Origin of the sequence: Phenylobacterium sp. J367 (assembly GCF_024699985.1) — a bacterium.
In the GTDB taxonomy this organism is placed as follows: domain Bacteria; phylum Pseudomonadota; class Alphaproteobacteria; order Caulobacterales; family Caulobacteraceae; genus Phenylobacterium.
In genome coordinates this window covers 3249017-3268475 of record NZ_JAJONA010000001.1, presented here as the reverse complement: position 1 = coordinate 3268475, position 19459 = coordinate 3249017, and the positions used below count along the sequence as shown (strand labels likewise).

Annotated in this window: 17 protein-coding genes and 1 pseudogene; 3 read left to right on the top strand and 15 right to left on the bottom strand. The window is 64.8% G+C overall.

Annotated elements, in window-relative coordinates; genetic code table 11:
* Positions 1-38: 38 nt before the first annotated feature.
* Positions 39-2204, bottom strand: a complete 2166-nt coding sequence (locus LRS04_RS17505; RefSeq protein WP_257817438.1) for a TonB-dependent receptor — start codon at positions 2202-2204, stop codon at positions 39-41.
* Positions 2205-2348: 144 nt separating this feature from the next.
* A complete protein-coding gene (locus LRS04_RS17500; protein WP_257817437.1) occupies positions 2349-3773 on the bottom strand; it encodes an aldehyde dehydrogenase family protein in 1425 nt (474 codons plus the stop codon).
* Positions 3774-3965: 192 nt separating this feature from the next.
* On the opposite strand from LRS04_RS17500, the gene LRS04_RS17495 reads away from it, so the two are divergent.
* Positions 3966-4961 carry a LysR family transcriptional regulator gene (locus LRS04_RS17495; RefSeq protein WP_257817436.1) on the top strand — a complete coding sequence of 332 codons (996 nt, stop codon included), beginning with the start codon at positions 3966-3968 and terminating at the stop codon, positions 4959-4961.
* Here the strand turns inward: LRS04_RS17495 and LRS04_RS17490 are convergent.
* The 6 genes from LRS04_RS17490 to LRS04_RS17465 are packed head-to-tail and all read right to left on the bottom strand — an operon-like array spanning position 4930 to position 11724.
* Positions 4930-6738: an alpha/beta fold hydrolase gene (locus LRS04_RS17490; protein ID WP_257817435.1), complete on the bottom strand. Its 1809-nt coding sequence runs from the start codon at positions 6736-6738 to the stop codon at positions 4930-4932. The two genes, LRS04_RS17495 and LRS04_RS17490, sit on opposite strands and share 32 nt — an antisense overlap.
* 2 nt (positions 6739-6740) lie before the next feature.
* Entirely contained in the window at positions 6741-7148 is a 408-nt protein-coding gene (locus LRS04_RS17485; protein ID WP_257817434.1) for a Zn-ribbon domain-containing OB-fold protein, read from the bottom strand.
* Positions 7145-8314, bottom strand: coding sequence for a thiolase family protein (locus LRS04_RS17480; protein ID WP_257817433.1), 1170 nt, complete (start codon positions 8312-8314; stop codon positions 7145-7147). Before LRS04_RS17480 ends, LRS04_RS17485 begins: the two co-directional genes overlap by 4 nt.
* Before the next feature lies 1 nt (position 8315).
* Positions 8316-8843, bottom strand: coding sequence for an aromatic-ring-hydroxylating dioxygenase subunit beta (locus LRS04_RS17475; RefSeq protein ID WP_257817432.1), 528 nt, complete (start codon positions 8841-8843; stop codon positions 8316-8318).
* Between the two features lies 1 nt (position 8844).
* A complete protein-coding gene (locus tag LRS04_RS17470; protein WP_257817431.1) occupies positions 8845-10134 on the bottom strand; it encodes a Rieske 2Fe-2S domain-containing protein in 1290 nt (429 codons plus the stop codon).
* Between the two features lie 15 nt (positions 10135-10149).
* A complete protein-coding gene (locus LRS04_RS17465; RefSeq protein ID WP_257817430.1) occupies positions 10150-11724 on the bottom strand; it encodes a class I adenylate-forming enzyme family protein in 1575 nt (524 codons plus the stop codon).
* Between the two features lie 248 nt (positions 11725-11972).
* On the opposite strand from LRS04_RS17465, the pseudogene LRS04_RS28225 reads away from it, so the two are divergent.
* Both LRS04_RS28225 and LRS04_RS17455 read left to right on the top strand, forming a co-directional pair.
* Positions 11973-12266 (top strand): annotated as a pseudogene (locus LRS04_RS28225) (aldolase/citrate lyase family protein); the annotation flags it as partial.
* Positions 12267-12339: 73 nt separating this feature from the next.
* Positions 12340-12771: an aldolase/citrate lyase family protein gene (locus LRS04_RS17455; RefSeq protein WP_257817429.1), complete on the top strand. Its 432-nt coding sequence runs from the start codon at positions 12340-12342 to the stop codon at positions 12769-12771.
* 9 nt (positions 12772-12780) lie between these two features.
* Here LRS04_RS17455 and LRS04_RS17450 read toward each other — a convergent pair whose 3' ends face one another.
* From LRS04_RS17450 to LRS04_RS17420, 7 genes are all read right to left on the bottom strand, one after another.
* Complete coding sequence (locus LRS04_RS17450) at positions 12781-12996, bottom strand: hypothetical protein (RefSeq protein WP_257817428.1); 216 nt, start codon at positions 12994-12996, stop codon at positions 12781-12783.
* A 4-nt stretch (positions 12997-13000) separates the two neighbouring features.
* Positions 13001-13627, bottom strand: coding sequence for a CoA ester lyase (locus LRS04_RS17445; RefSeq protein WP_257817427.1), 627 nt, complete (start codon positions 13625-13627; stop codon positions 13001-13003).
* Positions 13624-14466, bottom strand: coding sequence for a hypothetical protein (locus LRS04_RS17440; protein ID WP_257817426.1), 843 nt, complete (start codon positions 14464-14466; stop codon positions 13624-13626). The genes LRS04_RS17445 and LRS04_RS17440 overlap by 4 nt, the downstream gene beginning before the upstream one ends.
* Positions 14463-15590: a CaiB/BaiF CoA-transferase family protein gene (locus LRS04_RS17435; RefSeq protein WP_257817425.1), complete on the bottom strand. Its 1128-nt coding sequence runs from the start codon at positions 15588-15590 to the stop codon at positions 14463-14465. Before LRS04_RS17435 ends, LRS04_RS17440 begins: the two co-directional genes overlap by 4 nt.
* Positions 15590-16750: an acyl-CoA dehydrogenase family protein gene (locus LRS04_RS17430; RefSeq protein WP_257817424.1), complete on the bottom strand. Its 1161-nt coding sequence runs from the start codon at positions 16748-16750 to the stop codon at positions 15590-15592. Before LRS04_RS17430 ends, LRS04_RS17435 begins: the two co-directional genes overlap by 1 nt.
* Before the next feature lie 133 nt (positions 16751-16883).
* Positions 16884-18209: an MFS transporter gene (locus LRS04_RS17425; RefSeq protein ID WP_257817423.1), complete on the bottom strand. Its 1326-nt coding sequence runs from the start codon at positions 18207-18209 to the stop codon at positions 16884-16886.
* 229 nt (positions 18210-18438) lie between these two features.
* Complete coding sequence (locus LRS04_RS17420; RefSeq protein WP_257817422.1) at positions 18439-19458, bottom strand: CaiB/BaiF CoA-transferase family protein; 1020 nt, start codon at positions 19456-19458, stop codon at positions 18439-18441.
* Between the last annotated feature and the right edge of the window lies 1 nt (position 19459).

The window sequence follows — 19459 nt, the reverse complement described above, 5'->3', positions numbered from 1 at the left end:
GTCGGCGTGAGGCCGTTGCCCCACGCCCTAGGGAGGGATCAGAACCGCTTGGACAGCCCGACGCCGTAGGACCGAGGCCGCTCAAAAGCGCCCACGTCACCCTGCGCAGAGGTGAGGATCTGGCTGTAGACAACCTCATTGCCCAAGTTCCGCGCCCAGATGCTGAGGCGCAGGGCCTTCTCGTCAGACGACTGGGCCCACGAGACTTCACCGTTCACCATCGTGTAGGCTGGATTGGCGAGGCGGTTTTCGAAATCCCAGTAATACTTGGCGCTATAAAAGACGTTGCCCGCGATCGCAAACACACCCAGTTCGGTTTCGCGCGAGTAGTCGAAGCTCATACCCGCGGTGAACTTGGGAGACCGGAGCATGTCTTTGCCGGACGCGTCATAGTTGCTGTTCGTATTATTGCCGCAAAACGCGATTCCCGCGCGGCACGGATTCGCGGTGGTGGGCGTCCGGGGTTGAAAGATCTGCGCGCCCGGGAAACTCTGGTAGGTGGCATCCAGGTAGGTGGCGTAGCCTCTGACGCTCAACCCGTCGAGCGGCTGCGTCGTGACTTCGATCTCGGCCCCCTTGGTCTTCGACTTGGCGGCATTGAAGAGCACGACGAGACTCAGGTTCGGATCCCGCGCGGATTGTTGGATGTCGGTATAGTCGTACCAGAACACTGAGCCGTTGACCCGCAGCCAGGGCAGGGGGTCCGATTTCACGCCGAGTTCGATCGAGTCGAGCGTTTCGGGCCGCGTCATCCGCGCGGCGGGAAGCGTCGTCGCGAAGCCGTTAAACACGCCGCTTTTGAAGCCCCTGCTGTAGCTCGCGTAGACGTTGGTATCCTCGTTGAATGCATACTGCGCGACGAAGCGGTAGGTGATCTTGTCCTGAGAGCCCTTCTGCAGGGGCACCAGCACCGTCGTCGTGTTCCGCGAGCTGTACTCGCGATCCTCTTTCGTATAGCGAATACCGGCGATCAGCTTCACGTGATCGCCAAGGCGGTAGGTGCCTTCGCCAAACGCCGCCAAGGAGTCGACGTCCTGGCGCGTGTACACCGGCACGCCGCGCACGCCGTTCGTGTACGAGATCAGCGGGCGGAACTCACCACGGCCGCTGAATTGATAGCCCCCGAGGATCCATGAGAACGGCCCCTCGCTGGTCGAGAGCAGGCGCACCTCGTTGGAGATGTAGGCGTTTTCTTGGAACGTCTCGGAATTCTGGATGACCCGGCTGCTAGCGTCGTTGTCCGTTCTCGAATGCGACTCGCCTTTCTGCAAGCTTGAGGAGGTCTCGAGGGTCGCCGCAGAGAAGGCGTAGCGCGTCTGTAGCGAGAGGGACTTCGTGCGCGCACTTGCAAGAAGCAGGTTCTCCAGCCCCGTCTCCCACGGCTCGCGGCCGTATACGGGGATGGGGATGAAGGTGTTGGCGATCGTATTGCCATTCACAGGCTGATTCGAGAGCGACTGGTCGCTCACATCGAACACGCTCGCTGCCACAACCGCGCGGAACGTGTCGTTGGGCTGGAAGAGCAGCTTGCCCCTGAACGCCTCGGTTTCCCGGGCGCCCGCCCGTCCCCCGCGGACCAAATCCTTCAGATAGCCATCATCACCATATCGCTGGTAGTTGATGTCCCAGGCCAGTCCGTCCACGATTGGGCCCGTAAGATAAATACCAGCAGAATACTCCCCGAAGTTTCCCGCGCGCAGAACCGCACGCCCCGAGAAGGTCGGCTCCGGATCCGGGGTGATGATGTTCACCAGGCCGCCGGTGGCGTTCCGTCCGAACAGTGTGCCCTGGGGTCCCCGCAGGACCTCGACGCGCGAGATGTTCACGAGGTCAAAGCCAAGCGAGTTCATCGACGGCTGATAGATGCCGTCGACATAGACTGAGACGCTCGACTCATCGCCGATGTTAGCGTTCCGCGTCCCGACCCCGCGGATGTAGGGCTGGAATGCGCCGTTGGCGCGCGAGAACACCACCGATGGCATGCTCTGGGTGAGTTGCCGCGTCTCCGTTACCCCGGCCCGCTCCAGGGCGTTCCCGGTGACCGCGGAAACCGAAATTGGAACCTCCTGAAGGCTCTCTTCACGGCGTTGGGCGGTGACGACGATTTCCTCCACCGCAGCCTGTTGCTCTGCAGCCGACGCGGCGACGGGCGCGGCCGCGATCGTTGAGGTGGCCATGAGTGTCACCAGGACCTGGCGGCTCACTGTATTAAGCATTTCTCCCCCCGCGCGCGTTTGGTTTTGTCACCGGCGGACGATACCGCGATGCTGTGCGTGATTTGCAGACCTGCTCGCATGATGGACACCACCAATGCGCAATGTCTGCGATAGGCTCGCCGAATGGAGCGCCTATCCGTGCTTTTGAATGATGGTCTTGAGGGTGGAGAATTCGTAGAGCGCTTCGAAGCCCTTCTCCCTTCCATGTCCGGAGCGCTTTACACCTCCAAACGGCAGCTCCACGCCGCCGCCGGCTCCGAAGCCATTGATATAGACTTGACCGGCACGGATGCTCCGGGCGAGCCGCATCGCCCGCGCTCCGTCGCGAGTCCAGACACCCGCCAGTAGGCCGAATTCCCCAGCATTCGCGAGCCTCAGCGCGTCGGCTTCGTCCTCAAAGGGAAGGACGGCGAGAACGGGTCCAAACACCTCTTCGACGGCGAGGGGATGTTGCTCAGGAACAGGCGCAAAGAGATGCGGGGCAACGAAGTAGCCCCCTGGCGGCGCGCCGGGATGGATCTGACCCGTCGCGACCAAGGGAACGCCGCTTTCACGTGCATTGGCGATGTAGCGATCCACCCGAGCGCGCTGCTTCGCATTGATGACCGGGCCGAGCTCCAGGTCCATTTCCGGCGTGCCGGCTCGGGTCTGCGCGAACCGGTCGGCAAGCGCCTTCAGAACCCGGTCATAGGCGGCGCGCTCGATTAGCACGCGCGATCCCGCCGAGCACGTCTGTCCGGCGTTCTGGACGATGCCCGTGACGATAGCGGCCACGGCCGCTTCCAGATCGGCGTCGCCGAAGACGACGTGGGGCGACTTGCCGCCGAGTTCGAGGGTGCATCCAATGTGACGCTTGGCGGCCGCGATCTGGACAAGCTCGCCGACCTCTGGACTTCCGGTGAAGGCGATGAAGTCGATGCCCGGGTGGGCTGTCAGGGCCGCGCCCGTGGTCGCGCCTCGGCCCGGAAGCACCGCCAGGGCTCCGGTTGGGAAGCCTGCTTCCGCAGCCAGCTCGGCGATCCTCAGGATGCTGAGGCAGCCGTCTTCCGCGGGCTTCACCACCGCCGCATTGCCTGCCGCGAGCGCCGGAGCCACGGAGCGACCGAACATCTGGGCTGGGTAATTCCAGGGAATGATATGAGCCGTTACTCCGTGCGGCTCCCGTTGGGTCGCGACGAAGAAGTCGGCGAGGTAGGGGATCGTCTCGCCGTGCAGCTTGTCGGCGCCGCCCCCGTAGAACTCGAAATACCGCGCGGTGACGAGCACGTCGTTCCGCGCGAGCGAGATGGGCCTGCCAGTGTCGCGGGCCTCAATGAGCGCGAGCTCCTCCGCATGGTCCAGGATTAGAGCTGAAAGGCGCATCAGCAGGCGGCCGCGCTGGGTCGCGGTTGAACAACCCCAGGTGCCGTCCATCGCCTCCCGAGCCGTCGATACGGCTAGGTCCACGTCCTCCGACGACGCTTCAGCGATTTCCGCGAAGACGATCCCTTCCGCGGGAGCCACGACCGGCACCGTCTGTCCCGATGTCGAGGCGAACCAGCGGTTGCCGATAAACACCCCCTTCGCCGTAGGAGGCGCAGGGTTAGGCCCGGGGCTGGCTAAGCTCATTGACGTCGCCTATGTCGCATGGAGTTGAACGAGCATATTCAACTGCGGCACCCGACGTGCCAAACACGCGTGGCCGCTACCAGTCAGAAGCGGAGCCTATGGCCAAGGGAACCGGACAAGTTCGCGGCCGCCGGAGGAGACATGGACGCCTGGCAGCTCAGGAACTTCCTGATGATTGTGGAGTGCGGCTCGATAACCCGCGCCGCCGACCGACTTGGGATAGCGCAGCCGTCGCTCAGCCAACAGCTTCTACGGCTGGAGGACGAGGTCGGGGTCCCGCTCTTCCATCGAACGTCCCGCGGGGTCGCGGTCACGGATGCCGGGCGCATGTTCCAAGAGCACGCCCTCAATATACTGCACGCCATGCAGCGGGCCCGCGAAGAGGTTCGGCGCCACGAGACCGAGCCCAAGGGCGATGTCTCCTTCGCGCTCTCCGCATCCACGAGCAACCTGTTGGGCGTCCCGCTGCTCATCGCCGCCCGGCGGAAGTTCCCGCTCATCACCCTGCGACTCAGAGAGGCGATGTCGGGGGCGATACGCGGCTGGCTCGAACAACGCCGGATCGACCTGGCCATCCTCTACGATGCGGAGGTGGCGCGCCATCTCTCAGTGAAGCACATCGCCGATGAATCGCTCTTCTTCATCGGCCCGGCCGGCGAGTTCGGCCCGGTGGACGACCGAGGTGTCGCCCTTGAGCCGGTGTCACCCGACCAGGTGGCGGCCGCAACCGTCATCCTTCCCACAGTCGCACATGGCCTTCGTCGGCTCGTCGATCGTCAGACCGATGCCCAGGACTTCGACCTGAAGATCGATGTCGAGATCGATTCGCTGGTCCACATCCGCACGCTGGTGGCCCAGCGCCAGGGCCATTCCCTGCTCTCGCATGCGGCGGTGAGCGAAGACCTGACGGCGGGCCGGCTGTCGGCCGCCCGTATCCACGGGCTCGACCTGCGGCGCAGCGTGTCGCTGGTGCGCAATCCCACCCAGGAGATCTCGCAGGCTTCCGTCGAGATCGAGGATCTCGCGCTGGAGCTTATGCGCGAGATGATCGACGATGGCCGCTGGATCACCGAGGCTTCAACCCAATCGTCCTGGAATCGGATGTTCAGCGATCCTCCAGAAGAAAGCCCAGACTGACCGGATCGAACACCTCGGGCTTCTCGTAGTGGGCCCAGTGCTTGACGCCCGAGATCTCACACGTCCGCGCATTGGGAGCCAATTCGGCGATGCGGCGGCCCGTCACGAGATAGTCGGGATTGTCGTCTGGCGCGAGGATGATCAGCAGTGGCTGCTGCACGCTCCGCCAGTCGTCTTCGGAGAGGTTGTTCCGCAACCTCACCTCTTCGCGTTGAAGCACGAGGATGTTGTCCATCGCCCGCTTCATCTCGGGCTGCATATAGATCGTTTGCCGTAGTTGAATCAGATCGGGAATTCGGTCCCGCTCTTCGAATAGGATTGAGTTGAAGACCGGTTTGATGTGCTCCCATGTGGGATCGTCAACCGCCTTCGACCGCACGCCGATAGTCCGCCCCATCGTCTCCTTGTTGACGATCAGCCCAGATGACGCGAGCAACACGAGCTTCTCAACGCGCTCGGGATAGGTCACGACGAAGCGGCCGCTGATCCACGAGCCGAGCGACACGCCCATCATCGAGGCTTTTTGCACGCCCATGGCGTCCATGAACGCGCGAAGGTGCTCCACGTAGTAGGGAATTTCGTATGGCGTGTCGGGCTTGTCGCTGAAGCCGCTGCCCACAAGGTCGATGGCCAGGCAGTTGAAGTGCGCCGAATGGGACTGGAGGGTCGCGCAGAAGCATTCCCAGCTGCTTCCCGTGCCATGCAGCATGATCAGGACCGGCGCGTCGGAGGGACCTGCCTGCACGTAGCGGGTTCGGATCCCGCCCGCGTCGATCCAGTCCTGTTTGAACGCCAACTGGGTCAAATGACCCCAGATGCTGCGGTGCTCGTGATCGCTCATCGGTCGTCCTCGTTTCAGGCGGCCGAAGCGGTGATGCAGCCCATCCCGGTAATCCAGGTGGGCACCGCTTCGTAGCTCGTGTGTTGAATGGGTCCGCTCCAGGCCCCAAGCGCGGCCATCCACGCGCGGACCTCCTGGCCCCCCTACTCCGGCCTCTCGAAGCAGGTCCTCGCCGGCCAGGGCCAGGATCGGCTCCAGATCGCCGCTGCGGACATGTTCCAGAAACCAAGCGTCCCACCGCTCGTTGACCGGCCCCACGCCCCCCGCCTTGCGGCGTTCGATGGACTGTCGCTCTCGCGCGGCATTGAACTCAGCGGCTCGCGACCGCCCGTTGATCACATAATCGCGGTTGTCCGGCGATACCGACGGGTCGAAGGGCGAAACCGATGGGGGAGAATGCGAAAGCCCGCCCGATCCCACGAACACCACGCCGCCTTCACTCGTGAAGGCCCTCACGGCGGCGCCGACCGCCTTGCCGAAGTCGAAACACCGGCGAAGGCTCGGCATGGGGCCGCCTCCGCAATTGACCATGATCGGCAGGATCGACATCGGCGCTGCGCCCGCAAGGGCCGCAAACGGCTGAGTGACGCCGTGATCCACCCCCATGTTCAGGGACACGGCCGGATCGAAGCCGGAGTCCAAGACCCGCTCCGCGACAAACGCCGCAAGCTCCGGGTTCCCGGGAAGGGTGCCCTTAGGTGAGTCGTAGTCGCCGAAGCCTTGAACGGAACCTGCGCCGATGCAGAACGGCGGCATCACATCCCAGAAAAAGTTCCGAAAATGATCTGGGCCGAAGACCACGAGCGTGGTCGGCCGAAGCTCCGCGACGAGGTCGCGGGCGCGGCCCACGGCGCGGACGAAGCCGGCCCCAGGTCCCTCGTGGTCGAACAGAAGGTTCCAGGAGGGCGAGTGGGACATCGCCACGAGACCGCTCACTCTCATTGTTCCGTCTCTCCGACGATTTCGAACACCGGCGCGAAAGCGCCCGGACCCATCTCGACCGCCACAACCTTGACCCGGAGGCCTAGCTTCAGGGTCGCGGCATCCGCATTGATCAGGCCCAGCAGGCGTGGCCCCTCGTCCAGCTCGACTTGCGCGACGGCGTAAGGCGCCAGAGCGGCAAAGGCCGGACTGAATACGGCGTGCATCCATGTGAACGCATGGACACGGCCCCGGCCGCCAGAAGGCCGCCAAGCCAAATCTTCCGACCTGCACTTCCAGCAGAGCTCGCGACCCAGTTGCCAAGCGCCGCAGGTATTGCAGGCCTGCAGCTGGACCGTCCCGACGCAAAGCGCCTCGAAGAACGGGCGGCTGAGCTCGTCCGCAATCGGCAGGGGTTGGGTCACGCGGCCCTCCGCTGGCGGCTCAGGACAAGATTGGCGTGATGATCCAGTTGACCGCCTTCGTTCGTCACGAGCCCGATGTCCCGGCGGGGGCATGAGCGTTCGCCGGCGTCGCCGCGAAGCTGGATTACGGCCTCGGCCACCGGCGTCATGCCCTGAAGGTAGAACCCGGACAGGTGACCGCCTCCGGTGTTGACCGGTAGCGCGCCGCCAGGCGCGGTCGCCCCCGACCTGATGAACGCCCCCGCCTCTCCAGGATCGCAGAAGCCGTACGCTTCGAGAGCGGTCAGAGTCAGCAGGGTGAAGGCGTCGTAGAACTGGCAGAAATCGATGTCCGATAGATCGACGCCCGCCATGCGGAAGGCTGTTGCACGCGCCGCCGCGGCGCCGCTATGCAACCCCCGGTCGCCACCGGCCTGATCGAGTTCGCCTGGATGCCCTTGTCCCATCCCGAGGATGTGGATTGGCGGTCGCGCGAGGTGGGCGGCTCGGTCGGATCGCGTCACGATGACAGCGACGGCCCCGTTTACCGGCGCTGCGCAGTCATAGAGGCGCAGCGGCTCCGCGATGAACTTGGAGGCGAGGTACTGTTCCATCGTGAGAGGCTGACGGAAGGTCGCGAGCGGGTTCAGGCCGGCCCAGCCGCGCGTGGTCACCGCCACCGCGCCAAAGTCCTCAGGCGATGCGCCGTATCTGTCGATGTAGCGGCGCGTGGGCAGTGAGAAGAGCCCGGCGCCGCCGAAAAGGCCCGCTGCGTACCGGAGACTGTCGAGCCCCGCGGCGGCCTTACGCTGGGCGAACGCTTGTCGTCCAGTCCGGCCCGGGGTTAGCGGCGCATCCGCGAAGACGCAGGCGACGGCGCTCGCCATGCCATGTGACACGGCCATCGCCGCCAGCTGGATGTTCGCGATGGCGCTCGCACCTTCGGCGTAGCTCACCTGCAACAGGCGAAGGTCTCGCAGGGACAGCGTCCTCTGCAGCTCCAAGCCCAGGTCCGCCTCGGTTGCCCCTCCGCTCCTGCAGACAAGCAGCCCATCGATGGACTCGCACGGCAGCCCCGCATCCGCGGCGGCGGCGAGGACAGCTCGGGCCGCCAGGACACGTGCACTGGCGGTCGGTTCGCGCGTGATGCCCTCGAGGCCGAGACCAACGATCGTGGCGTCCAGCACGTCATCCTCTCCGGAATATGCCGGGCTTCAGATCAGGAAGGCCAGGTTGGTGATCGCTTCCGTGCTGTTCACGAGACGAACGGTCTTGGCGGCGATCTTGTACCCATCCCCCCACACGCACAAGCCGAAGTTGGGTGCGGCCAGCCCAGGTGATCATCGCGCCGCGCCGCGACTCTATCAGGATGAAGTTCGAGCGGACCGAGACATCGCCGCCGGCGCCGTCCTCCAGTTCGATATTCGAGATCACTCGGGCGAGACGCGACTGAGGCGCCTGGGAATGGCGACGCCCGGTCTTCAATTGGCGAATGCGGCTCGCCAGTCGAGACCGGTTATCGAAGATGTAGGACAGTCTTGTCGAAGGGTCCGGCTCGTCGCCGATCGGCACCCAATAGGTCGCTTCATCCGCCCACAAGGATTCCCACTCGTCATAGCGGTGTTCGTCCGCGAGCCGCGCCTCACGGTAGACAAACGCCTCGATCAGGGCGCGGCGCTCGTGGCCGCGCTCCTGTTCCTTAAGCTCTACCGACATCTCAGGCCCCTGCCCCCTCAGACATGACTTCTCGATAGTGACGCCAGAAGCCACGCTGGCTCGTTTCGTCCATCAAGCCGCCCACGCGCGTGCCGTCGGCGTTGACGTCCTCCGAGCTCAGGCCACGATTGAGGAGCAGCCACTCAGGGGCCAGATTGTTCACGCCGATCTGGGTGAGCTCCCCAATCTCCGCATCATCGGCGATCAGGAAGCCCGCTGGCCCAAGCGCGCCCTCGCAACGCCTGAGGGTGCGGGCGTTCAGCTCGTCCGCTCCCTTTAGAAAGACGGGCGTCGTGAACTGGACAGTCTCGGTGGGACTGATGGGCTGGATCACCATGATGTTCATCTCGGCGAGCGAGATGTTGGGGAAAAGCATGGCGTGCGGTGGACCCTCGAGCATCCGACGGTTGGCCTCCTCAGCGCCATAGGCTTGGCGCATCGCCGCCACGTAGTTGCCGAGCCGAGTCTCCGGGATGCCCCCCGTCCAGCGGAAGAGCTTGTCCCCGGCGACGCGGTAGTCCGTGGCGTGATCGATGTCGGTGTGTCCGTCGCCGAAATCCCGGACCCGGGTTGGCGAGGTGTCCTTCCGATCCCGGACGGTCGCAAAGGTCTCGTTGGCCGCGAGCAGGGATCCGTGGACCATTTGCGCGTGGTATCCATCCACCTGGTTCTCAACGACCATTTTCCAGTTGCAGTTGAGACGATGCTTCATCCACCCGGCGGTCAGCTGAATTTCCCCCTCGGGTGAAAGCCCGAGGAGCTGATCGAGCCACACCTTGGCTTTGCCGAGATGGGTCTCCAAGCTCACGCCGTCCGCGTAGAGGCTTCCGAAAATGAACCCGCCGTAGCGCGCCACGCGAGGAATGTGGGCCAGTCCGGCAGGCTGCAGCTGGCCGCCTTCGTAGGCCCCAGGCGAAGGCACGCCCATCAGCCTGCCATCCAAAGCGAAGGTCCAGCCATGATAGGGACAGGTGAGGCTCCGCCTGTGCCCCGCATCGCCCTGGCAGACGGCCGCGCCACGGTGCGGACACCGGTTGAACATGACCCGGTATTCTCCGGTCAGGTCATGCGAGACGATCACGGATTGTCGCCCGAGCTGCCGGACGACGAAATCGCCAGGACGTGGGATCTCGCTGTAGTGGGCCAGGAACACCCAACCGCGAGCGTAGATCTTGTCCATCTCGTCGACGAAGACGGCCTCGTCCGTATAGAGAGAACCGTGAACTCTCTCGCTCTCCACCAGCCGTCGGTAGTCGATGGAGCTGGCAGCGTTCTGGCGCGCGACACTCATGGATTTTCTTCCCGCTTATTGCGCCTGAACGGCAAGTTTCGCCGCCCAGGGCAGCCGCTCTGACCGCGCAAGCCTGGCTTGCACTTCACGCTTGTTGAGCTTGTCGGTGTTCCCCGTGGGGAGGCTCTCGAATATCTCGATGTGCTTGGGCACTTCGAACTTCGAGAGCCTGGGCCGGCAATGCTCGATCAGCTCCTCGGCGGACACCTTCGGGGTCGGATAGAGGGTGACGGCGGCGACGATCGCCTCGCCCCATTCCGGATGAGGAACCCCCACGACCACCGCCTCCCGGACGGCCGGGTGCTCCGCAAGCGCGTTCTCCACGACGATCGGATAGACGTTGAAGCCGCCCGACACGATCATGTGGTTCTTCCGATCGCCCAGGAAGATGAACCCGCGATCGTCCATGCGTCCAAAATCGCCGGTCCTGAGCCACGGGTGTCGGAGCGCCTGGGCCGTCTCGTCCGGCAGATTGAGGTAGCCCTGCATCACAGCATCGCTGCGAATCCAGACCGTACCCAACTCGCCGAAAGGCAGCACTGCGCCGTCGTCGTCGCGAACGGAAACCTCGGCGTGCGGCATGGACTTGCCCACCGATAGCAGCAGCTCGGGCTCGGCGCTCAGGGCGAGCTTGTGGCCATCGTCGTCCAAAGCTGCGATCGCGCCGGTGGATTCCGAAGCGCCATAGCGGTTGATAAACGTACATCCGAACGTGTTGTAGGCGTTTCGGATGAGCGCAGGCGTCGCCGGCATGGTGCCGTACGCGATCTGCCTGACCGAGGACACATCATGGTGTCCGCTGCGAACCTGATCGATCAGGCGGCCCAGCATGGTGGGCACCAGCGTAACTGTCGTGACGCGATGCTCTTCGACCTGGCCGAGAAAGCGGTCGGTGGAGTAATCGTCCACGACCGTCGTCATCCCGGTCACCAGGTTCATGCACATGCCGTTGATGTTGATCCCGGCAGGATTGGTCACGTAGATCCGGACGTCACTCTTCGTGTAGCCGTTGACCTGGGCGTTATGGACGACGGAGGTCAGGCAGTTCTTCTGGCTGAGGATGACCCCCTTGGGATTGCCGGTGGTACCGGATGTGTAGCCCAGCATCGCGATGTCGTCGTCGGCGAGCTCGGGGACGTGCGGCGCAGTGTCCGTGGAGGCGATCAGGGCGTCGAAATCGATCTGTTGCCGGTGGCCTGCGCCCAGGCCGACAATGATGCGCCCTTCCGCGATCAGTTCTTCGTAGTGGTCCTTCAGGGCCTCTTCGCAGGACGCTTCGACGATGATGACGCGCGCATTGCAGTCGCGAATGGTGTGGAGCTTTTCCCGGAGTGAGTAGCGCCAGTTGACGCCCGCGCGAATGAAGCCAGCCTTCAGGCACGCAAACCAATGCTCCGCGAGTTCGACGCGGTTGTGCGACAGGATCGCCGTCGTGTCGCCCTTCCGGATCCCAAGGGCCTGTAGGGCGGCCGCAAGGCGGTCGGAGCGGACATCCATCTCGCGCCAGGTGCGCGCCACGCGCGGATCCAAGAAGGCCAGGTCAGACCCAAAATTGCGCGAACAGCGCCAGATAAGATCTCGAAGAAGCATCACTCACCTAGGGCAGAGGTCCGGCTGGTCTGGAGATGGACGGCAATGCGCGCCGGCCCATCGCCCGTCCAACGAGACGACAGTTAGAACGACTTTCGAGACGACGTTAGGTTTAAGGCCTATTGCCAGCGATAGGCCGCGCCTATGCGGCTTCATCGCAACCAAGGCTGGCGAAACCTTGCGGCGATTGGTTGGCTCGTCGGCGTCCCATCCCAGGGTCTCGCCCCCGCGCAGAAAGGTGAAGTGCCGTGCAAGCCAACCCATTCAAGGCGGCCCTCAGGGCTGGACAGGCGCAAATCGGCCTGTGGCAAGCGTTGGCGTCCCCCTACACGGCTGAGATCTGCGCGGAGGCCGGCTTCGATTGGCTGCTCTTCGATGGCGAGCACGGCCCGAACGACGTCCCCTCACTGCTGTCTCAGCTGCAGGCGACATCCGGCGGGCGCGCGCATGCGGTCGCCCGCCCGCCAATTGGCGAAACCTGGATGATCAAGCAATACCTGGATCTCGGTTTCACAAGCCTTCTCATCCCGCTGGTCGAAACCGGCGCGCAAGCCGAATTGCTTGTGAGAGCCGTGCGGTATCCGCCCCAAGGTCTCCGCGGCGTTGGGACGGGGGGTGGCGCGCGCCGCCAGGTGGGGGCGTACGGCCGACTACCTCGATCATGCGGACGAAGAGATATGCCTGCTGGTTCAGGTCGAAACGACCGAGGGGCTCCGGAATCTGGACGACATCCTCGCGGTGGAGGGCGTGGATGGGGTGTTCATCGGTCCCGCGGACCTCTCCGCGGCCCTCGGCCATAGGGGCCGCCCTTCCGACCCGACCGTATTGGCCGCGATCGAGGAGGCCATCGGGCGGGTACGAGGCGCTGGCAAGGCGGCGGGCATACTGAACGCGGACAAGTCCCTGGCCCGACGGTACCTTGAGCTCGGCTGCACGTTTGTCGCGGTGGGAAGCGACGTCGGGCTGCTTGTACGGGGCTCCGATAGCCTCGCCGCCGACTTCAGGGACGAGATCGGATCCGGTTCCCCGTCCGCCTCGCCGTACTGAGCTTGGCGGCTAACGCGCCCCGGCGAGCAGCCGTTCAGCGCGCTTCGCGAGCGGCGCATCAATCATTCGGTCTCCGATCCGGACGACCGCTGCGCCCTCCGGTCGACTTCCCCACGCCTTCTGGATCAAGAGCGCGTCCGCGAGCTGCGCCTCGCTCGGCGCGAAGGTGCGGTTGACTTCCGCAACCTGGGCGGGGTGGATGCAAAGTACGCCCGTCATTCCCATGGCCTTAGCACGCTGCGCGGCGGCCATACGGCGATGGCGGATCGAAGGTTGCGATCGACGCGGGCGCACCGATCGAGGCCAGACCGCGCGCCGCCGCCGTGAGCGCGAGCATCCGACAGGGTAGGTCAAGGGCCTCGGGGCCGGGCTCCACCCCAAGCGCCAATGTGAAGTCCTCCACACCAAGCGCAAGCCCCACCACCCCCGGCACGTCCGCGATTCGTGAGATGTGCTCCAAGGCGCGGGGCGACTCAATCAGCGCAATCAAACCGATCGCGCCGCCTGGCAGGCCTCGCTCCGTCTCCTTGCACCTAATCGACGCCACGAGCCCCGCGACGCTGTCCGCGTTATCCACCTTGGGCGCGACTATGCTTGTCAATCCGGGCTGGACAGCGGCCGAGAGGTCCGCGTGAAGGTCCGAAGGCGAACCGTCGATCCTGACCGAAACGGTCTGCGCCTTGTTGGCCAGCTCGCCGATCAGGCGCGGCAAGGCGGCCCGCGCGGCCGCCTTGCCCTGCCGAGCCGCCCCATCTTCGAGATCCAAGATCAGACAGTCGGCGCCGCGCGTGTGGGCCTTCCGTACCCGCCCTTCCTCCGTCGCCGGGACGAAGAGATAGGATCGAATGTCTCTCATACGGCGCTGACCTGCGCGGTCATGCAGGCCGTGCCGGACGCGTCGAGCGCCGTCAGTCTGGCCATGCCTGCATCGCCCTGGACATCGAGGCGTACGGGGCGGTCGACATACAGAGGCCGCTGCGCCCGGAACGAGAATCGGGCTGGTTGGCCGGCCGTCCGCTGAAGCCAGGCGTCCATCAGCAAAGTCGCTGCAAGCGGTCCGTGGACCACGAGGTCCGGATAGCCCTCCCGCTCGATCGCGTAGCGACGGTCGTAATGAATCCTATGGGCGTTGAACGTGAGGGCGGAAAAGCGAAAGAGCATCACGGCGTCCGGCACGACGACCCGATCGCCGCCGGCAGATTCCACGCTCGGCCACTGAGGCGCCGCAGGGTGGACCGGCGATGTCGCGTTTATCGGTCGATACACAAGGTCCTGCTCCTCTTCCAGTGCAAGCGCGCCGTTGGAGAGGACCACATGCCTGAGGGTCACGAACACCAGGGGGCCAGACGCGCCGTCCTTACGAGCCACGTTAACGACCTCGGATCGGCGGGACATCTTCGCACCAAGTGGGATGTCCTCGTGGAAACGGACGCGGCTGCCAGCCCACATACGCCGGGGAAAGAGGCTGCTGGGGATCAGGCCGCCGGGCTTTGGATGGCCATCTTCCCCGAGTTCCGACTGGCGGGCCTGCGGGGGGAAATATAGCCAGTGCGCCAGCGGCGGCATGACGTTCGACCGCCAGGGCGCGCCGTCATGGTCCAACAGCGCCGCCAAGCCGCGAATTGCCGAGGCATTGGCGATGTCCTCGGCAGCTTCCGTGCGGCCAAGCCATGAGGCGGTCACATCCTCGGTCACTGGGAAAACTCAAGGCGAAGCGCGTCGCCGTGGGCGTTCAGGGCGGGAGAGGTCGCCGCCGGCGGAACAGGGTCTCCCTTCCAGCGTGCGGCCGAAGCCGGCAGGGCGACGGGACCGCTCGGCGATAGCGCCTCGGTACGGCGGAGTTGGGGATGACGCGAAAGTTCCGCGACGCCATTGACCGAGCCGAAAGCGATGTTCCCCTTCTTGAACCGCGCAATCAGCTCCTCAGCCGTCAGGCAGTTCAGCACCGCTGCGATCTCGGAATCCAGCGCCGTTCGATTGGCGCAGCGCGCACTGTTGGTCGCGAAACGGGGATCCTTCGCCAGATCGGCCTTCGCCAGAACATTGTCGCAGAAGGCCAGCCACTCCCGTTCATTCTGGACGGCGAGGACGACTTCCTTGCCGTCGCCCGCGCTGTAGGCGCCGTACGGCGCGATGCTAGGGTGGTGCATTCCCGAGCGGCCCGGTGCGCGGCCACCATAGTCATGGTGCAGGAGTGGAACGGTCATCCATTCGGTGAGCCCATCGAAGAGCGAGACCGACACCCCGCTGCCGCTGCCCGTTCTCTGCCGTTCGTACAGCGCTTGGAGAATGGCGGCGTGCGCATTCATTCCGCAGCAAATGTCGGCGACAGAGACGCCGACACGGGATGGGCCCTCGACAGTTCCCGTTATGGCGGCGAGGCCGGCTTCGCACTGGACGAGGAAATCGTAAGCCTTCATCTCGGTCCACGGGCCGTCTTCACCGTAGCCGGAGATGTCGCACGTGATGAGCCGAGGGTGACGCGCTCGTAGGTCGTCGGATCCGAACCCCGCGCGCGCCGCCGCTCCGGGCGCGAGGTTCTGCACGAAGACGTCCGCCGCGGCGATCATCCGGGAAAGCAGTTGGGCGTCCTCGTCGTTCTTGACGTCGAGCGCGATGGACTCCTTGCCGCGGTTCAGCCACACGAAGTAGGCGCTTTCGCCGTGCACGACGTGATCGTAGCTCCGGGCAAAGTCGCCCTCAGCCCGCTCGACCTTGATCACCCGGGCGCCGGCTTCAGCGAGTTTCGCCGTGCAGAGCGGCGCGGCCACGGCCTGCTCTAAAGCGACCACGAGCACACCATCGAGCGAGGCTGGCATCAGAAGGACTTCGGTTGGCCGAGCACGTGGGTGGCCACGTGGCTCAGGATGAGGTTCGTGGAGATGGGCGCCACTTGGTAGAGGCGGGTCTCGCGAAACTTGCGTTCGATGTCGTACTCCTCGGCGAAGCCGAAGCCGCCGTGGGTCTGCAGGGCGACGTCGGCGGCAAACCAGGAGGCTTCGGAGGCTGTGAGCTTGGCCATGTTGGCTTCGGTCCCGCAGGGCTCGCCGGCCTCGAAGAGGCTGGCGGCGTGGTCGACCATCAGGCTCGCCGAGGTCATCTGCACATGGGCGCGGGCCAGCGGGAACTGCACGCCTTGGTTCTCGCCGATAGGCCGGCCGAACACCCTCCGGTCCTTGGCGTACTGGCTGGCCCGATCGATGAAGAAGCGCGCATCGCCCACGCATTCGGCGGCGATCAGGATGCGCTCGGCGTTCATGCCGTCGAGGATATAGCGGAAGCCCTTCCCTTCCTCGCCGATCAGGTTGGCGGCGGGGACGACGAGGTCCTCGAAGAAGAGCTCTGTCGTGGCGTGGTTGAGCATGGTGCGGACCGGCCGGACGGTTAGACCGTTATCCACCGCTTCGCGCAGGTCGACCAGCAGCACGCTCATGCCCGCCGAGGTCTTGGCCTTATCGCGGGGCGAGGTCCGGCACAGCAGCACCATCAGGTCCGAATGCTCGGCCCGGCTGATCCAGATCTTTCGGCCCGAGACGACATAGGCATCCCCTACCTTCTTCGCGAAAGTCGTGATGCGGGTGGTGTCGGTGCCAGCGTCGGGCTCGGTGACCCCGAAGGCCTGGAGGCGCAGCTCGCCGCTGGCGACCTTCGGCAGATAGGCCTGCTTCTGGGCCTCGCTGCCATGCTTCAGGAGCGTGCCCATGGTGTACATCTGTGCATGGCAGGCCGCGCCGTTGCAGCCGGAGCGGTGGATCTCCTCCAGCACCGCTACCGCGGCGCGCAGCCCGAGGCCCGAGCCGCCGTACGCCTCCGGGATTAGTACCGACAGGAAGCCGCCCTCGGTCAGGGCGTCCACGAACGCCTTCGGATAGGCCCGCTCGCGGTCCAGCTCGCGCCAGTACGAGCCGGGGAAGCGGCCGCAAAGTTTCCGGACAGCGTCGCGGATGTCCTGGAATTCAGGCTCTGCATCGTACGCCATGGCGAGACCTCCTGCGCCGCCGCAAGAAAAGGCGCGGCCCCGTGGTGAGTAGGGATTTGGAGAGAGCCGGTCTAACGGGGAGTGCGACGATCAGCGATTGCCCAGGGCTATGACGTTCGGGCCTGCGCCGAGCTCACGTTCGGCGTGACGACAGCCGCTTCCCAGCGTCGGCGGCCGCGCTGGCCGGGGCGGCCTTCGCACCTGCCGCTTCATGCCTTGCATTCAACGAGAGCCAGAACCGCGGCTTGATGTTCCAGGCGAGGATCATCGCCACGACAGGAAGGACAGCGAACAAGACGTAGGCCGTCGTGTAGGCGTTGGTCATGTCGTAGAGCCGGCCCATCAGCCACGGCCCCGTCGCGAACCCCAGGCTGGAGGCGCCCGTAAACAGGCCCATAAGGGTGCCGAGATTCTGAGTGCTCCCGAAGACGTGCTTTGGCATCACCCCTGTATCCAGGAGGATGGCGGCATGGCCGACCGCTCGGAAGAGCACGAATGCGCCCAGGACGACGGGGCTGCCCAAGGCCAAGGACAGCAACGCGCCGATCGTCAACGTGGCGTAGAGGCCTGCCAGGCCCTTGTTCGATTTGCTGTCCAGAATGTTGCCGACGAGGACCCTAGCGCCCACTCCGATTAGGCCCATCGCACTGATCGCTATCGCGATGGTGGCGTTCGGAAGGTCAAGATCGCGCAGGATCAGGACTTGGTGTTGGGTGAACGCGGTATCCACCAGCGCGGCCAGGAATCCCGCTGACGCGATCAGCCAGAAGTTTCCATCCCGCACGATGTCACGCAGAGTTGCCTGGTCTTGGTTGATGGTCGGCGACGGGCTGCTGACGCTTTGCGCCGCAACTTGCGCGGAACGGCGGCGGTCGGAGCTGGCGGCCAGGAGCAGAAGGGGAATGGCAAGCAGCCAGACCGGCACCGACATCACCGCAAACCCCATTCGCCAACCAAAATGGGAGATGGCGAAAGTCGCGACAATTGGCACGATTGTAGCGCCGATCCCAGTGCCCAGCAGGGCCACACCCATGGCCGTGCCTTGCGAGCGGTGGAAGCTCTTTGCCACGAGGATCTTGACGGAGACCATGCCCCCGCCGGCTGCCAAGCCCAGCCCGATGCCTGACAGGTAATAAGCTGTCAAATCCACGGTCCAGAGGAAGCTCAATAGGGCCGCGCCAGCGATGAGCATGTAAGACAAAAGCGAACGCCAGATCCCGATGCGATCGACCATCATCCCGCCGAGCACGGCAGCCAGCGAGGTCGCTAGGTACTTGGCCGACGCCAAGATCGAGGCCTGCTCACGGGTCCAGCCGAATTCGTCGATCACCTCGGGATAGAGGAAAGGCAGCGCGAAGGCCCCGACGCTAAGGCCGAACAGCAGACAGCTGAACGCCGCCGCGAGCAGGACCCAATTCTCTTTCAGCTCTTCGCGGAAGGCCTTATCAAGCTTCAGCATCTTCGCTCCCGATCCTGTCGCGGAAGGCCCGACCCGAGCCACCCGCAGGCAGCATGAAGCAGAGCGTCGCCACCGCGCGTCGGGCAACCACTTTCGACCGTTGAGAGCAATCGGCTTCCCCTATCGCCGCAGCGCTCAAGCGTCGATGGGCGCCGTCCCGATGATGGCCTCGCGCTCCAGGGCCTCGATTTCGACGTCCGACAGTCCGAGGCTGCGCAGGATCTCCTCGTTATGTTCGCCCAGCAACGGACACGGCGCGCGATGCGACCGGGTTGGCCCCCCGCGAAAAGCGTACCGGCCAGCCGGGGTAGGTGTCGGGACCGACGACCGAATGGTCGACAACCTCGAAATATCCTCGCCCCGCGAGATAGCGGTTCGTCAGGAAATCCTCGGCTTGCTCCACTAATGCGCAGGGCACATCCGCGGCTTGGAAGATTTGCAGTTTCGAGGCGGCGGTATCGTCCGCAATCCAAGTCGCGAGATGCCTGTCAAGCTGATCGTGGGCGGCTTTGCGCGCCTCGAGGGTGTCGAGATGCGCCGCCCAGGCTGGCTCGCCCAAGGCCTTGACCAAATTTCGCCAGCCCTCGTCGTCAGTCACGGATAGTGCGATCCATCGGCCGTCTGCGGCGCAGTAAACGCCTTGTGGCGCCGCGTTCGCCGCTCGGTTCCCCGTGCGCAACATGATCTCTTCCGTGAGCGAGTTGCGGATGACCGGCTCCGGGGCGACGCAGACGCCAACTTCAATCTGGGGAACCTCTACCAGTTGCCCCATCCCGAAAAGCCGGCGGTGCTCCAGCGCGGCCATGGTGACCAGGGCGGCGTGGACGCCAACCGTCGGGTCGAGGAATCCGCCCGCGGTCTGGGGGGGCAAATCCGCGAAGCCGGTAAGGGTGGAATGGCCAGCGAACTGGGCGAACGACGGGCCAAAGCCTACCTGATCGCGTCTCGGACCATCGACTCCGAAGCCCGGCATTCTCACCATCACGAGCCGCGGGTTCACCTTGGAAACATGTTCCCAATCGAAGCCGAGGCGGCCGATCACCGAGGCGGCGAAGTTTTCCAGAAGGACATCGGCGGTACGTAGCAGTCCCTCGAGGATCTCGCGCCCGCGGCGCGAATCCAGGTTCAGGGTCAGCCCGCGCTGATTGAGGTTGGTGCCGCGATAGCGTCCGCGTTCGTACCACTGAGGCCCGAGGCTCGGTGCGACCATGTTGTAGCGCCATCCGTCCGGTCGCTGGATCGCCTCCACC

Bases quoted from the DNA above. Each gene is read 5' to 3' on its own strand.
- LRS04_RS17495 (WP_257817436.1), top strand. From the start codon at position 3,966: ATGGACGCCTGGCAGCTCAGGAACTTCCTGATGATTGTGGAGTGCGGC.
- LRS04_RS17475 (WP_257817432.1), bottom strand. From the start codon at position 8,843: ATGTCGGTAGAGCTTAAGGAACAGGAGCGCGGCCACGAGCGCCGCGCC.
- LRS04_RS17470 (WP_257817431.1), bottom strand. From the start codon at position 10,134: ATGAGTGTCGCGCGCCAGAACGCTGCCAGCTCCATCGACTACCGACGG.
- LRS04_RS17465 (WP_257817430.1), bottom strand. From the start codon at position 11,724: ATGCTTCTTCGAGATCTTATCTGGCGCTGTTCGCGCAATTTTGGGTCT.
- LRS04_RS17450 (WP_257817428.1), bottom strand. From the start codon at position 12,996: ATGGGAATGACGGGCGTACTTTGCATCCACCCCGCCCAGGTTGCGGAA.
- LRS04_RS17445 (WP_257817427.1), bottom strand. From the start codon at position 13,627: ATGAGAGACATTCGATCCTATCTCTTCGTCCCGGCGACGGAGGAAGGG.
- LRS04_RS17435 (WP_257817425.1), bottom strand. From the start codon at position 15,590: ATGCCAGCCTCGCTCGATGGTGTGCTCGTGGTCGCTTTAGAGCAGGCC.
- LRS04_RS17430 (WP_257817424.1), bottom strand. From the start codon at position 16,750: ATGGCGTACGATGCAGAGCCTGAATTCCAGGACATCCGCGACGCTGTC.
- LRS04_RS17425 (WP_257817423.1), bottom strand. From the start codon at position 18,209: ATGCTGAAGCTTGATAAGGCCTTCCGCGAAGAGCTGAAAGAGAATTGG.